Source organism: Shewanella canadensis (assembly GCF_003966225.1).
Taxonomy (GTDB): Bacteria; Pseudomonadota; Gammaproteobacteria; order Enterobacterales; family Shewanellaceae; genus Shewanella; species Shewanella canadensis.
This window is the reverse complement of record NZ_RXNU01000009.1, coordinates 78502-93320: the sequence shown is the minus strand read 5'-3', so window position 1 is coordinate 93320 and position 14819 is coordinate 78502. Positions and strand designations below refer to the sequence as shown.

At 44.5% G+C, this 14819-nt stretch carries 12 protein-coding genes and 1 pseudogene; 6 read left to right on the top strand and 7 right to left on the bottom strand.

The window, feature by feature from the left end:
• Positions 1 to 50: 50 nt before the first annotated feature.
• The 3 genes from EKG38_RS16460 to EKG38_RS16450 all read right to left on the bottom strand — a co-directional run bounded on the left by EKG38_RS16460 (position 51) and on the right by EKG38_RS16450 (position 2584).
• Positions 51 to 773, bottom strand: coding sequence for a helix-turn-helix transcriptional regulator (locus EKG38_RS16460; RefSeq protein WP_185826883.1), 723 nt, complete (start codon positions 771 to 773; stop codon positions 51 to 53).
• 101 nt (positions 774 to 874) lie between these two features.
• Positions 875 to 1153, bottom strand: a complete 279-nt coding sequence (locus EKG38_RS16455) for a VcrB family reductive dehalogenase putative membrane anchor (protein ID WP_246033194.1) — start codon at positions 1151 to 1153, stop codon at positions 875 to 877.
• A gap of 12 nt (positions 1154 to 1165) precedes the next feature.
• Entirely contained in the window at positions 1166 to 2584 is a 1419-nt protein-coding gene (locus EKG38_RS16450; protein ID WP_126521314.1) for a reductive dehalogenase, read from the bottom strand.
• A gap of 372 nt (positions 2585 to 2956) precedes the next feature.
• On the opposite strand from EKG38_RS16450, the pseudogene EKG38_RS25245 reads away from it, so the two are divergent.
• Positions 2957 to 3101 (top strand): annotated as a pseudogene (locus tag EKG38_RS25245) (IS5/IS1182 family transposase); the annotation flags it as partial.
• A gap of 575 nt (positions 3102 to 3676) precedes the next feature.
• Positions 3677 to 4606 carry a SphA family protein gene (locus tag EKG38_RS16440; protein ID WP_246033193.1) on the top strand — a complete coding sequence of 310 codons (930 nt, stop codon included), beginning with the start codon at positions 3677 to 3679 and terminating at the stop codon, positions 4604 to 4606.
• Between the two features lie 56 nt (positions 4607 to 4662).
• On the opposite strand, the gene EKG38_RS16435 is transcribed toward EKG38_RS16440, so the two are convergent.
• The 3 genes from EKG38_RS16435 to EKG38_RS16425 all read right to left on the bottom strand — a co-directional run bounded on the left by EKG38_RS16435 (position 4663) and on the right by EKG38_RS16425 (position 8928).
• Positions 4663 to 5559, bottom strand: coding sequence for a LysR family transcriptional regulator (locus tag EKG38_RS16435; protein ID WP_126521313.1), 897 nt, complete (start codon positions 5557 to 5559; stop codon positions 4663 to 4665).
• 588 nt (positions 5560 to 6147) lie between these two features.
• Positions 6148 to 7419 carry a response regulator gene (locus tag EKG38_RS16430; RefSeq protein WP_126521312.1) on the bottom strand — a complete coding sequence of 424 codons (1272 nt, stop codon included), beginning with the start codon at positions 7417 to 7419 and terminating at the stop codon, positions 6148 to 6150.
• A gap of 300 nt (positions 7420 to 7719) precedes the next feature.
• A complete protein-coding gene (locus EKG38_RS16425; protein ID WP_126521311.1) occupies positions 7720 to 8928 on the bottom strand; it encodes an RDD family protein in 1209 nt (402 codons plus the stop codon).
• 294 nt (positions 8929 to 9222) lie between these two features.
• Between EKG38_RS16425 and cysK the strand changes: the two genes are divergently transcribed.
• Positions 9223 to 10191, top strand: a complete 969-nt coding sequence (gene cysK, locus EKG38_RS16420) for a cysteine synthase A (protein ID WP_012142068.1) — start codon at positions 9223 to 9225, stop codon at positions 10189 to 10191.
• Between the two features lie 100 nt (positions 10192 to 10291).
• Here the strand turns inward: cysK and EKG38_RS16415 are convergent, their stop codons facing one another.
• On the bottom strand, positions 10292 to 10957 hold the full coding sequence (locus tag EKG38_RS16415; protein ID WP_126521310.1) for a TetR/AcrR family transcriptional regulator: 666 nt from the start codon (positions 10955 to 10957) through the stop codon (positions 10292 to 10294).
• Between the two features lie 283 nt (positions 10958 to 11240).
• Between EKG38_RS16415 and EKG38_RS16410 the strand changes: the two genes are divergently transcribed.
• From EKG38_RS16410 to EKG38_RS16400, 3 genes are all read left to right on the top strand, one after another.
• Positions 11241 to 11672, top strand: coding sequence for a CBS domain-containing protein (locus tag EKG38_RS16410; RefSeq protein ID WP_126521309.1), 432 nt, complete (start codon positions 11241 to 11243; stop codon positions 11670 to 11672).
• A gap of 514 nt (positions 11673 to 12186) precedes the next feature.
• Positions 12187 to 13260 (top strand): methyltransferase, encoded by a 1074-nt coding sequence (locus EKG38_RS16405; protein WP_126521308.1) that lies wholly within the window; start codon positions 12187 to 12189, stop codon positions 13258 to 13260.
• Positions 13261 to 13376: 116 nt separating this feature from the next.
• Positions 13377 to 14345 carry a TDT family transporter gene (locus EKG38_RS16400; RefSeq protein ID WP_126521307.1) on the top strand — a complete coding sequence of 323 codons (969 nt, stop codon included), beginning with the start codon at positions 13377 to 13379 and terminating at the stop codon, positions 14343 to 14345.
• The last annotated feature ends 474 nt before the right edge of the window (positions 14346 to 14819 follow it).

Sequence of the window (14819 nt, the reverse complement as noted above, 5' to 3'; positions counted from 1 at the left end):
TCAAGCTGGTTTCAAGATAGTTTCAAAATGACTTCGGGGCAGTTTCTTCATCAAACTAATCGGCACAGCCCGGCTTGATAGATAAGCTGGGCTATGGTTTTCGCCCCCAAGACCTGCTTTAGCTGGCTGATGTGATAGTCCACGCCCCGCATCGTAAGCTTGAGCTTTCGGGACACATCCTCCCTGTCCTCCCCCGATGCCAGATAACCAAGTACCAAGGCCGAAACCGGCGTCACTATGTTGTAATCCACTAAGGGATTAATCTTGTCACCGTAATTGATCACTATGTTCATCTGAAGCTCCGACAGATGTTTTTCGACATCGTCCATCCGCTCCAGCAACGCCTCAAGTTGTTCCTGACTGTCCAGTAGCAACATAAATCGCCCCGACAACTTAGGGGAAAAGAGGCAAGGTACTGAGATAGTCACCAAGCTCGCCACCCCGGATTGTTCGATGCAAACCTGCAACCTCGATGGCATCTTGCTTTTGGGCCACACATAGACTGGCAGGGAGAAAAGTCTGGTGACCTCGTCACTCATCTTAGTGTAATAGAATGCCTTCTTGCGCCATAAACAGAGCGCCTTGGCAGAACTTGCAAACAATTGCCTGCGTTTCTCGAACAGCTTCATCATTTTAACGCCATCTTTGATACGACAGCGCCAGTCATCCGGGCTATTGATATCATAGCAATAGCAGATATCAGCCACGCCAAGATGATCCCGACTCTTTCTAAGCTGAGCCGTTAATCCGTGTTCCAGTGATACTCGGGTCACGAGCCTCTCCTTAACCGCTAATACCAATCGGTATAATAGTGATGAGCCAATTGATGGCGACCAACAGATAGAAACCATTGGCCGCCTGTCAGCTTACAAGATCACACTCTTTTATTAGGCTGAATAAACTTCTGCCAGCTCATGACAAACAAAACCAAGGCCGGTAAGCCAAATGATATCAAGCCCATTGCACCCGATTGGGGCTCCCCCTCGGCAAACGAGCCCCAAGACCAGCCGATGCAGATCCAGGCGAAACCAAAGGCTGAAAATAAGCCCAAATTAGCTTTCCAGCCGAGTTGGTAGCGACCTCGCAGACTGAGATAAGCCCATAGGGCAGCCGTAGTGCCCATGCCCATCAAAAACCACATTAAACCCATCATATGTTTACTTCCTTAGGTGAAATCACCGCTAAAACCACTACGCCAGAATTTCTTGACCGCCTTCTCATCGTTGACATTGCCATAGCCAAACAGGATATCGGCTTGCTTCATCATGCTATGCACGGCGCCGCCGGTGAAGGTGTTGGAGCCGTCGATCAAACTGTGGTGCCAGAAGTCCGGTTTATTCCAGGGACAGGAGCTAATACAGGCACCGCAATCACCGCCGTTATCAGACCAGAACTTGAAACATTTCTTAGCATCGTTATGAAATTTGCGTATGCCTGGCTGGCCCTGCCAGTTGTAATCCGGGTCATCATGGCCTGGGAGTGTGGATCCCATAGAGGGCTTATCATCCATGCTGATAGCCTTGCCCGGGCAAGACTCGGCGCAACGCTTGCAATTTTCACAGAATGACAAGATGCCGAAGTCCCGCGGCTTGTCGTAGGCGGCGTCATCGAGTTCAAGATTGGTATATACCTTGGAGATACGTACCCTTGGACCTAGGCCTGGCGCAATTATCTGACCATTACGCGCTCCCTCACCGAGTCCGGCGGAAATCGCATAGGCAACCGAGTTCCCTAAGTCATTACCGGAACCAACGGCCGGGTAACCAAGCCTTCGCAGGAACTTAGCCATAGCGCCGGCCTGCAAGGTATTATGGCTATAGCCCATAGCCGCAGTAGCGGATGCCGGGATCATCGGAGCACAAGCCATTGCCTCATAGTCCATATCGGTTAGCATCACGATGACCGATTTAGGCTCGAACGGAAAATCCTCTTCCCAGCTGAGGGTTTTTTCTTGAGTGGCATCATAGAGAGGATCATAGTTCCAACGCTTGTCAGCCCGGCAAATACCCACTCTGACGGCGCCGAATGTCTTAGCTGCGGTCTTAATCGCGCTGATCATCTCTACCGAATCTTCAAACGGGTACTTCTGATGTGCGACATCGGACTGATCCCAGCCGAACATCCCTTGATTAGGGAAACCGAATGCCTGCATCGGTGCCATCTGGTTCATACCTTCCCAGCATGCTTCTTCGAGGGCATAATCCAGTTGGGTATATCCAACCTTGGTATTATCGGCTCGCTCGGGGGCAGTAAGGAAATTCTGACAGTGCTGTTGGAAATTAAACGCTTTTTCGCCCGGTTTAATCGGACCCGCACTTTCCATACTAAAACTCAGGTTACGCTCTGGATGCTTTGCGGCCAATGCCGGACTGCAGGCAAAAGTAAGCAGCACATCTCGCTGATCTTTGGGCTTTAATTCAGGCGAAATTTCAACTGGATAGCCATCTTGCTCGACACCTTCAACTTTATGTTTGATCCAGCTACCGGCTCCTGCCACGACGCCGACACCGGCTATGGTGCCTGCACCGATTTTTAATAGCTGACGCCGACTCTCGTCGACACCTTGTTTCTCTTGTTCGCTCATGCTTATCCCTACATCTTTGAGAGTTGGTCGAAACCAAAAAAACCGTTAATGTTGAGATAAATTGTATACAGCCCATGCATCTTAATGTAGCGCAATATTCTGGAAGCACCTTCGCAAAAACTGCATAGTATAATTGCCGTTTTCAAGAGGCTTATCGCAAATATATATAATAAAGTGACGCAGCATCACAAAAACATGCAATTACATTATGATTGAGAATTAAATTTATTAATAAATACCACTCAAAAATGACTTCTAAATTAATAATTTAAAATACACCTGTAAATTTGAAATCCACAAGTTGACCGTAACAAATAACAGCGTATAGCCTCTGCCTGGTTAAAACCTGATCAACATTCAATTAAACAGGAATCAATCCAGATAAGGAAGAATGCGGGTTACTGGGAGGAAGGTCACCCAAGAAATGAAGTCGTCAAGGCGCTAGGGGGATGCATTAAATCAATGGAAGAAAGACAATGGTTATCCGGAAATGGCCATGTGCTGTTACAAGCAGCTCAACAAGGTCCGCTCATGCTTGCCCCTACATCTTTGAGAATTGGTCGAAACCAAAAAACGGTTAATAGTGAGATAATTTGTATCTAGACTATGCATATTGATGTATCCCAATATGCTGGAAGCACCTTCGCAATAACTGCATAGTATAATTTCCGCTTTCAAGATGCTTCTCACAAATGCATATAATAAAGTGACGCAGTATCACAAAAACATGCAGTCACGTTATAATTAAAAATTAGTTTTTTTAATAAACACCAGTGAAAAATGACTTATAACTTAATAATCAAAAAACACACCTGCAAATTAAAAACCCATGAGTTGACCGTAAATAAATGACAGAGTATGGTCTCTACCAAGTTAACGTTTTATCAAAACGAAATTAAGCAGGAATCAATCAATACAATAGAAGACAAGCCAACATAATTAATAACTAATAACTAATAACCAAAATGTCAAACGCCTTAAAATGACACCTCAAAGTCACAATGATTTTATTCACAGTGGCAGACAAGTCATGGGTTTTTAAATGTTTCTAATGGCATTTTAATAAAGAATAGTCTAACCAGGAGAGATAAATTGAAAAACTATAAAAGTTCGCTACTGTGCCTAGCCGGAATAGCCGGTCTTGTTTTGAATGCCTCAACCGCCGTAGCGGCAACCTCGGGCTCCCATTACCCACTGGGAGGAGAAGGCGTCGCCGCAGGTTCTCCGCCACCACCCGGCTTGCATTACCGTATGTACAACACCTGGTACAACGCCGATACCCTGACGGATAATAATGGCGATGATGTCGGCTTGGATTTTGATTTAAGTGCCTATGCTCAAATACATAGATTTGTTCATATAACAGAAAAGAAAATCTGGGGTGCAAACTGGGGCTATAACGCCCTCATTCCAATGGTGAACAAAGACATCTCGATTGATCCCATTGGCGTCGATGCCAGCACTTCTTTCGCGTTAGGCGATGTGATTCTGGAACCTCTGGCCCTATTCTGGTACCGAGAACGTTATGATGCCATTCTGACATTGGCAGTGATTGCCCCCACTGGTGACTATGACGTCAGTGATGCGGCCTCACCCGGTTTAGGATACTGGTCGGGCATGTTAACCGCGGGCGGAACTTATTATATGGATACAGAGAAATCCTGGACCATCAGTGCACTGACCCGCACACTGGTTCACACTGAGCAGGATGATACCAATGTCCGTCCGGGATCCGAATTTACCATCGAAGGTGGCATAGGCAAGCAATTTATGGTCGACAACCAGTGGCTGGTTCGACCCGGTATAAATTATTGCGCCACATGGCAGATTAGCGACGACAGCCAGGATGGCCCAGGAACGATTGCTAATGAACGTAAGGAAGCCTATGGCATTGGCGCTGAGCTCAACATGTTGTATTTACCTTGGTTGCTGCAGGGGAACATGCGCTATGTGCATGAGTTTGGTGCCAAGAACACCGCAGAAGGTTCTTCGTTCGTCTTTACCCTGACCAAATCTTTTTAACCACTAGCATTTATCTGCGTGGTATCAGCTTTCCAGGCTGATACCACATCATGCCACTACTGCATTTGCGACAATTCCTGTTGAAAGAATTCCAACACCAGACGTACTCTATGTGGTAGATAATGACGACTGGAGTAGAGTCCCCAAATGTCCACATCACAGGTAAACTTGTCACCAAAAACCTGTTGTAATCGCCCCTCATTGAGGTATTTTTGGCACATAGCCGGCGGCACCCAGGCCACTCCAGCACCGTTAACGGCAGCGGTAATACACAGCTCATTAGTTTCCGATTCCAGCGGACCATCGACCTCTACGCTATGGGACTGTTGCTGTTCACTCCACAGCCAAATATTGGCAGGCTGTGCCCCTTTTGCCGAGAGCAGGCAAGGATAATCGCCCAGCTGGCTGGGATGAGTAAGATATGGGTTTTTGACAATAAAATCTGGACTGGCGATAAAACTTCGTTTTATCGATGTTAGTTTATGGCCAATAAACGAGCTGTCAGGCGGGTTCCCATGACAAACAAACAGTACCAGATCGGCCTTCACATCCATTGGGTTTTGTCTGCTCTGATAGGAGATGAATTTCATTCTTAACTTTGGATGGCGCTGATGAAAATTATTCAGTGCATCGCTGCAGGCTAGGTTGATAAAGTCCAATGGGGCGGCGATGGTTACAGCACCTTCCGGCTTCAACTGTAACTGGCCCACACTCAGCTCCAGCGCTTCGACTTCGGCAAGAATATTTTTGCTCCTTTCCAGCAATTCAATGCCCGCTTCGGTCAGTGCCAGAGTACGAGTCGTTCGGTCCAGCAACCGGGTGCCAAGATGCTCCTCTAAATGACAAATGTTACGGCTAATTGTTGAGACGGGAATACCCAAGGCTCTCGCCGCCGCACTCTGGCTTTGATATTCGACAACCTGATTAAATAATGCAAGATCTTCGGTTTTCATGGCGGCAATTGGCTTAGCAGTTAAAAATAAGTATCGTTATTATCAAGATTTGTGGTCATAAATAACATGACCTGACTCAGGCTTTACTCGATTAAAAATATCATTTTTCTATTACCGGATTTAAATCACAGGAGTTCATACCAAACCAGCATCATTACCATCAAGCCCAAAACACTTTTAATTCGACCACGAGTTACTCCAACGTATTAAAAATATAGAAAGTCATATTACCTGATAACAACCTGAGTTCGCTTAAGTTAAATTCAGGGTGAAATAGTACAACAATATTATCGATATAATTAGAGTAAGTGATGATTCGAACCCAATAAGTCCCTCACCAGATAAGAGTTGTATAGATGAATTCTGTATTTATCACTTTATGTAGGGGGCATCAATTATCTGATACTTTTATCTTTAGTACATGTAATCAATACCAAACCTAAATAGACTGTAAATAATAACTTATTAAAATATATATAAAACATAGTAAGGACTACCTTCCTCAGCCTGAAAGATATCCTATGAATTAAGCCAAGAAGATAACAACGCCGGACAGTATCAGAGTTACCATTCAGGATTTAGTCCGTTCTACTCATGATCAGACTCGGTACAGATCAGGTTGCGACCCGCTTCTTTAGCATCATACAAGGCTTTATCGGCGCGCTGGATAAGGGTATCTAAACTCTCTTCACTGTCCAGGCTCTCATCATCGCTAAGAGACGCGATTCCTGCGCTGACGGTTACTGACAACTCTCCCCTACTGGTTGATATTGGTGTACTTTCCAGTTGAGAGCGGAACTTATCCATCAAGGCAAAGGACTTCACTTCATTAAGTCCTCTGAATGCGACAATAAACTCCTCTCCACCAAAGCGGGAAACGGTAAAGTGTTGACCAAAAGAACGTTTTAACCGTGCGGCGAACTCCACTAAGACCTCGTCACCCACATCATGACCATAGGTGTCATTCACTTCCTTAAACAGATCTATATCGAGCAGAGCCAGTGTCAAGGACCCTCTTTTTTGTTTTTTCAGTACGATCAGCTCTTCATACTGGTTAAAGAAATAACGGCGGTTGTAAACTCCGGTCAGATAATCGAGATTTGCCTGATCCCAGAGTTTACGGATCATATCCAGTGAATCTAATGTGTTGAGCACACGGCAGTGAAACTCTTCATGCACAAACGGCTTCTGCAGGAAGTCATTAGCCCCGTTTTTTATAAACCGTGCCGAGAGACTCTCATCATCGTCACTGGACAGGCCAATAATGGCGAGTTCCTCTCGACTGAATTTCTCTCTCACCTTTAAAATAAGACCAAAACCGTCCAGGCCCGGCATATTATAATCGGTGATCAAGAGTTGAATATCCGGCTGGTTTTGCAGGACCTCCCAGGCAGAGTTCCCATCATCGGCCTCTACAACCTGATACAGATGCTGCTCGAGTAGGCTTCTGACAAATTTGCGACTGACCACTGAATCATCTGCGACCAACACCTTGACGGTTTGATTACGCTGAAGCCTATTGACCAGCCTCACCACATATTCATAGCTGAAACGGTTTTCTTTTAAAATATAATCGACGATACCCAGCTGTAATAAACGCTTACGTTGCTGTGCATCTAAACTTCCGGTCAGTACTATGCAAGGGGTCTGCTTAGAAAGCACTAACTTAACGATCTCACCTTCATTTGCATCGGGTAGGTTTAGATCGGTAATCGCGACAAAATACTCTTTTTGTTCTAATAGTTGTTTAGCACTGGCCAGATCTTCTGCGAAATCGACATCGCAGCCCAACTCCTGAGCGATAAGATGCTGTAAAATACGGGACACTACTTTACTGTCCTCAACCACTAAAATACGCAATCTTTTCTCCTAAATATTACAACGTTCAGATATAAACTGAACTTCATTACAGAGCCTTTACTTTGAGAAAGACAACTTATCTCAGATTTCATGAAACCGTTGCTAATCATTGCCTAAAAACACTGAACTGATTAAAATCATCCCTATTTCAGACCGTTTTTTTAATCGGTTTATTGCATCAGCGCAAACGCAATAGTTTTCCCGACGACTGACTCTTAACCATAGAGCTTATCTTTCCAATCGACAACTCTGCTCCTGAAAGCAGCCATAAAAAAGTCTCGAATGGTTCTTAGTCTGCACTCAGTCAGTATGCTTCTGGTTAAATAATGGCTCTATATAGGAAAGCGTCACCATAGACTCATCCCTTTGTTTGGTGAGGTCGATCACCACGGTCGCTGAGATCTTATCTTGTATGGCCTGCCTGTTGGCATCCCAATAGATCTGCAAGAAACCCAACAGTCCGGTAGCGAACCCTGCGCCATAGCCACCATATCGACCGAAAGCGTCCCACAAGGAGAGCCCGGTACCATCGAGTTGGATCACCCGAATACGGAATAACTTCTTGCCTAAGGTCTGCCCATCAAACCAGGCGGTAAACACAGTAAAATAAAATGCTGCCCACCCAAACCCTAAGCCCAGATCATTTAGAATGCCTTTAGCCCAAGAGATGAGACTGTATTCTCCTTCAGCGTCATCTTCATCCAGCTTCTCAAGATGTGACTCGCCCTCCTCTGTTTGTTTCGCGATCCCGGTCAATGGGTGAGTTAACGCTTCTTCTATATCAACAGCCTCGGTTGATACAAACTCCTCTTCTACGAGCCATTTCTCAGATTCATCCGGATGAATCGTATTCACTTCATTCTTTTGTTGAACGCCTTGTTCAACGTCGGGATCAATTTCTGGTTGGACTTCTTGTTCGATAGCCTGTTCTGGATAGGCTTGGCTGATATCACGCTGCAGTTGCCCTTTCTCATCATCGGTTAGCGCCAACTCTTTGATGGAGCCGAAGAGTATCGCCTTCTGTTCCGCTTCAGCCAGATTCGTCTGTTTAAGCACCTTTATTAAAGAGTCTAACTCCGTTTGTGCACAAGTCAGCTCTTCACACATGCTGAATCTGATGATCTCAGGCAGATAACCTATCACCTCGCCAACAGAGGGAGCCATTATATAAGTTTCTTCTTCCTGAGCTTGTCCATCTGAACGGGTAGAAACCAAGTTCTCAAACGTCACCCACAGCATCATCACAAACATCGACAGATACAAGCCCCACTTCAACACCTTGCCAAGCTCATGGCTTTTTCTCTGTATCAATAGGGTTAACCCCACCAGCAGGATAAACACCCAACCCGCCTGCTCAGCCAAAACAGAGATCAACAGTCCGTCGACGGCCATTGCCATTCCGCGTTTAAGTGGAGAGGCCAAAGGGGTATAGAGCACCTGAGGGGCAATCTCAAATGCGAAGGGTGTAACCATTGTTTTTGGATCTGTCTCTTTAATCGTCTTAGTCATATCAAGCCGTTATCTTTTATTTTTGATTATTAACAGGTTAATTTACACACGGAACTACTAACGGTTTTATCCAAAATGCTCTATATTCAACTATCAAGCTTTAGGTACTCATTCGCGTCAGAATAGTGCTTACAGACAAGAGGTTAACACTTTTGTCACATCCTTCACCCATGGTTTGTTAATAAAAATGAGTTCATTAATAACCAAATGGAATAACGAAGAACAAACAATCACTTCTAAAGCCGCTAAAGACGATTATTATTTACTTACTAAATTGATTGGAGCAAGCAAGCCATGAGCAACATTTTCGAAGATAATTCTTATACCATTGGTAACACCCCTCTTGTTCGTCTAAAACGCGTTAGTAAAGGTAATGTTTTAGCCAAGGTAGAAGCCAGAAATCCAAGTTTTAGCGTCAAGTGCCGTATCGGTGCCAATATGATTTGGGATGCTGAGAAAAAAGGCCTGCTTACTTCAGACAGAGAGATAATTGAGCCAACATCGGGTAATACCGGTATCGCTCTGGCTTATGTCGCTGCAGCCCGTGGTTACAAGCTAACTCTCACCATGCCAAATACCATGAGCCTCGAGCGTCGTAAGCTGCTAAAAGCACTCGGTGCCAATCTAGTGCTGACCGAAGGCGCTAAGGGGATGAAAGGCGCTATCGATAAGGCGGAAGAGATCCGCCAATCGGCACCAGAGAAGTATCTGCTTCTACAGCAGTTCGATAATCCGGCTAATCCAGAGATCCATGAGAAAACCACTGGGCCAGAGATTTGGAACGATACCGACGGTGAAGTTGATGTGGTTGTCGCAGGCGTTGGTACCGGTGGTACTATCACAGGTGTTAGTCGTTACATAAAAAATACCCAAGGAAAGGCCATCACTTCGGTTGCCGTAGAGCCAGCAGACTCGCCGGTTATCCAGCAGACTCTGTCTGGCCAAGCACTTCAACCCGGTCCTCACAAGATACAGGGAATTGGTGCAGGATTTATCCCGGGTAACCTGGATCTCGAGATGATTGACCGCGTAGAAGCCGTGACGAACGAAGAGTCTATCGAGATGGCTCAACGCATCATGAAAGAGGAAGGTATTCTGGTTGGTATCTCATCGGGTGCGGCCGTTGTCGCGGCCAATAGAATTGCTGAGCTACCTGAGTTTGAAGGAAAGAACATCGTTGTTATTCTTCCTTCGGCCGCTGAACGTTATCTCTCTTCAGTGCTTTTTCAGGGTGAATTCAGCGACGCTGAAAACATCCAGTAACCTCTTAAGATAGTAATGTGATAAACAAAAACCCGAATCTGATTCGGGTTTTATTTTTTGGGCTTGCTGATGATTTCATCCTCTTGGGATAAGAGTGGCTCTATTCAATAGCATTAATAATATTGTGCACAGTAGAGGTCACGATATGCTCTAACTGCTGATCATCTTCATCAGCCCCCTCTATCAGAACATATTTATATTCCAGGTATTTGATCAAGGCCAATAGCTGATGAGCATCTGACATTGAGTTCGTCGATCCCAGCAGTTTAAAAAAACGCTCTATCGTCGATAGGAATGAGTCATTCAGGCGTTTAATCGCATCGGCTAATTGAATATTTCTCAACGCTTCCTCGTGAAACGCTGCCTCCAATATTCGATTATCACGATGAGAGATCTGCTCACGAATATGCTCACTGATAAACTGGGCTAAATTGGCAACCAGCAACTCATTGTTCTTTTCCTCTTTAGACAGCCCATCGAGCTCTTTGAGTAATTCAAAGCTACGATTTTCAAGCTCCTCATTCATCCATAATGTTCTTTCAGCAAAATAGGTTAACGAATCACTGATCAGATCTTTAATATCTTTAAAGTAGTAAGTCGTCGACGCCAGTGGTACATCGGCCTCCTTGGCCACGGCACGATGCCGAACGCCGCGGATCCCATCTCTCACTATCAACCTCAAGGCTGCTTCGAGTATGACCAGCCTTCTGGCTTCTCCATCACTTCGGCTCGTCTGCCGTCCAACATAGGTCAATGGGTGAGTCATAAGTAATCCTTTTCGCTGATTGCGATAACTTGTGGCTTCTCCCCCGAGGAGCCACAACATCTCTAACAAAATGTAACACTAAGCAACACCATTATATCCATAAACCCTCTTTTTCATTTCATTAGTTTTCATTTTTTATCCAACAAATGAATAAATTCCGTCTAATCTTATAAATGAAGGCCTAATAAATTAAATGAGCGGCATCAATTGTCTAAGATACTGAGCGCATAAGATGACTGTGGTATGACGAGCAAATGCGTTAGTTGCATTCAAGGAGTGAGATATGGAATCGATAAAAATTTCAGATTACATGAGCAAACGTCCTGTTATTTTTACCGCCAACATGCCGATTGCACAGGCCGTTGAACTCTTTTTACAGGCAGGTCAAATTGGCGGTCCCGTTGTAGATGAAAACAAGCATGTGATAGGTTTTATATCCGAACAGGATTGCCTGATCAAGATGCTGGAAGCCACCTACCTGAATGAAAACCATTATACCGTGGGTGATGTCATGCATGTCGAACCACTTACCGCACGCCCGGAAGGCTCGGTTTTCGATCTGGCCCAGCTCATGACCAGTGCCAAACCAAAAATCTTTCCGGTGATTGACGACAATGATCAACTCATCGGTATTATCACCCGCTCAGACGTACTTAGAGCCATCGATGATCAACTCAGGGCTATGTATAAGCAAGGCCATGAACGGCTGGTGTAAAATTAATCATTACTGTAATAGTTCTCTCACGCAGGGAGAAGCTGATGATCAACACAGAGGCGTCTATAAGCAAGGCCATGAACGGCTGGTGTAAACTAAAAATGATCTAAACAGAGCATTCATATTGAGAACTGGTCACAGGAACTTTCATCTTTGGAAATGAAAGTTCCTGCTTTATAACCGATATTCGAAAAACGTTACCCATTGCCCATTGCTCCTTAAAAAAAGAGACCGTCGGTGAAATACCCTAAGGGGTTCACAAGTTCGAAAAATCCCCCTGGTTTCATTGCAAATCTAGCTACAATTTTATTTCATCATGCTATCTTATGGCTACTTCCCGATGATGGTGAGTTTAACCAGCCTCTGCAGTTAATTTTCCTCTGTTGAGCTGTCAGTACCGTCGGAGAAATAGTACAAATAAATACCAACTCAGCAATAAACCTTTCATTTTGAAAGCGCTTAGTTCAAACCAAGAAAACCGCTACTTACTACCGAGAATGAGCTAAAAATAATTATGTCTTTTTACCAGTCCCCGTTAGATGTCACCGCCTTCGATGCGAAGTTTGAAGCACAAAAGATTGCCTTCGCACCAATCAGCTTTCAAGTTGCCCGATGCTTACTTAAATTTGGAATACTCGCTCACATCGATGAGGCCGGTGAAGAGGGCTGTTCACTCGAGGATATAGTAGAGAGAAGTCAGCTATCTGAATACGCCTGCAGCGTGCTATTGGATATGGGGCTGAGCATGAGATTAATCTGGCAAAATGACACTCATTTTATATTAGATAAGATTGGTCATTTTCTGCTTCAAGATGATATGGCAAAGGTCAACTTAAACTTCGTCCATGATGTCTGTTATGAAGGGCTATTTGAACTCGAGTCTTCATTGAAGGAAGGTAAGCCTAATGGACTCAAGGTATTCGGTGATTGGGAAACCATCTATCCGACATTAAGTGAGCTACCGGAACAGGTTAAAAAGAGTTGGTTTGAGTTTGATCACTACTACTCAGATCATGCTTTTGGCCAGCTATTACCGCTGATTTTTAAGAGCCAGCCTAAACATATTGTCGATGTAGGCGGTAATACCGGTAAGTGGGCTTTAGCCTGTACAAGCTACGACCCGGATGTTTACGTAACGATTATGGACCTACCGGGGCAACTAAAAGTCGCCCTCAAAAATGCTGAGGAGAAAGGTGTAGGAGACAGAGTCGAGGGATACCAATGTGACTTGCTCGATGAAGAGCAGGCATTCTGCGATTCCGGCGATCTCTATTGGATGAGCCAGTTCTTAGACTGTTTCTCTAAAGCTCAGATCCTGAGCATCCTCAAACGTACGGCTCAAAGCATGACTGCCAATAGTGAACTGTGCATTCTGGAAACCTACTGGGACCGTCAGCCCTTCGAAGCCGGCGCATTTTGTGTCAATGCAACCTCCATCTACTTTACTGCGATGGCGAATGGAAATAGCCGAATGTATCACTCAAAAGATATGCTAAGCCTTATCTCACAGGCAGGCCTATTTGTAGATGAAGATATCGATGACATAGGTCTGGGCCATACTCTGCTGCGCTGTAAATTAAAGCCTTAGTTCGCCTAACAAGCTTGATTAAATAAAACTTACGATGTGATTAAACAGGATCAAATTTTCTTAACAGCCCTATCCCCTTAACATAAGTGCATAAACTCACTTTAAGGGGAATAGGGATGAAAGCCACTATAACCAAACTCTCAAATCACGTATCTCGCCTACCAACACCTATGGCAGGTCTGGCTCTGGCTATCGCCAGTCTCGGCTGGGCATGGGACAGCATGCTACCCAATATGGATGGTCGCGGACAGATCATAGGCGCCGTCGTCGCTGCGGTACTACTCATGTCTCTGGTCGTAAAATTTGTTATTCACCCAAAGATATTAAAAGAAGATCTATCTCATCCCGTAGTGGGCAGTGTGATCCCGACATTTGCCATGGGGCTCATGGTTGTATCTAATGCTTTAGGACAATACTTGCCAGCACAGGGACGTTATCTGTGGTTGTTCGCTATCATGGTCCATATCCTGTTTTTAGGAATGTTCATCTTCTACCGGGCTATCGACTTCAAGCTGGAACACATGGTACCAAGCTGGTTTGTGCCACCTATCGGTATCATAGTCGCTGCCGTTAGTTTTCCAGGAGATCAATATGAATGGATTGCAAGCGCAACGCTCAACTTCGGTATGGCCTGCTACCTCATCATGTTGCCGGTCATGTTATACAGACTCATATTTTGTGCGCCAATCAGCGACGCTGCCAAACCGACGATAGCTATCATGGCGGCGCCTGCCAGTTTATCTTTAGCCGGCTACTTAACCATTAACAGTAATCCATCAATCGTTGTTGTCGCACTATTACTGAGTATTGCGGTGTTGATGACCAGTGTTATCTACCTGGCCTTCTTTCATTTGATGAGACTCCCTTTCTCACCAGGATATGCAGCCTTTACCTTCCCCATGGTTATTGGCGCAACTGCCTTGATTAAAGCGGGTCACTGGTTAATTCAGAACTTCGGAGAGAGTCAGTTTACTGATTTAATCGAACAAGCCGCAAAGGGAGAATTATTTATATCAACGGCTGTAGTCTTATATGTCATATATCGGTACATGTCACATTATCGACCTATAACGCTAAAGGCTTAACACACGTAACATGACACGATAAGGACATAAACCTATAACATTTGAGTCGATTAAGTGTCCATCTAAATTGTAAATGGCCATTTAACTGCTTACATATCAAGCAACAAACAAAATATGCTTTTAAACACAAAACACGATCCATTTCACATATAACGCGCATTTGTTTCATTGAGGCATTTATTTTAAATTTAGTTGTTAACAAACTTGTTAATGAAACACGATAAAATAACAATGTTATCTTTTGTATATCAACGTAAATAATATAAAGCTGGCACGTCAATCGCTCTTCCCTAATGAAATCTCGATATAACTCATTGATTAACACTTTGTTAACCGCTTAATTGTTAATGAATTAGCCCACTTATGTTGCGCGATTGGCTTTCGCCCCGATAATTTGAAGTGTATCCCCTTTATTGCAGATGTTAGTTTTGTGTGCTTATATCTCTCCCTTAGTAATACTTTCTGATAGTTATT

Excerpts from the sequence above, each read along its gene's own strand:
- EKG38_RS16455 (WP_246033194.1), bottom strand. The coding sequence starts at position 1,153 with ATGATGGGTTTAATGTGGTTTTTGATGGGCATGGGCACTACGGCTGCC.
- EKG38_RS16450 (WP_126521314.1), bottom strand. The coding sequence starts at position 2,584 with ATGAGCGAACAAGAGAAACAAGGTGTCGACGAGAGTCGGCGTCAGCTA.
- EKG38_RS16435 (WP_126521313.1), bottom strand. The coding sequence starts at position 5,559 with ATGAAAACCGAAGATCTTGCATTATTTAATCAGGTTGTCGAATATCAA.
- EKG38_RS16425 (WP_126521311.1), bottom strand. The coding sequence starts at position 8,928 with ATGACTAAGACGATTAAAGAGACAGATCCAAAAACAATGGTTACACCC.
- cysK (WP_012142068.1), top strand. The coding sequence starts at position 9,223 with ATGAGCAACATTTTCGAAGATAATTCTTATACCATTGGTAACACCCCT.
- EKG38_RS16415 (WP_126521310.1), bottom strand. The coding sequence starts at position 10,957 with ATGACTCACCCATTGACCTATGTTGGACGGCAGACGAGCCGAAGTGAT.
- EKG38_RS16410 (WP_126521309.1), top strand. The coding sequence starts at position 11,241 with ATGGAATCGATAAAAATTTCAGATTACATGAGCAAACGTCCTGTTATT.
- EKG38_RS16405 (WP_126521308.1), top strand. The coding sequence starts at position 12,187 with ATGTCTTTTTACCAGTCCCCGTTAGATGTCACCGCCTTCGATGCGAAG.
- EKG38_RS16400 (WP_126521307.1), top strand. The coding sequence starts at position 13,377 with ATGAAAGCCACTATAACCAAACTCTCAAATCACGTATCTCGCCTACCA.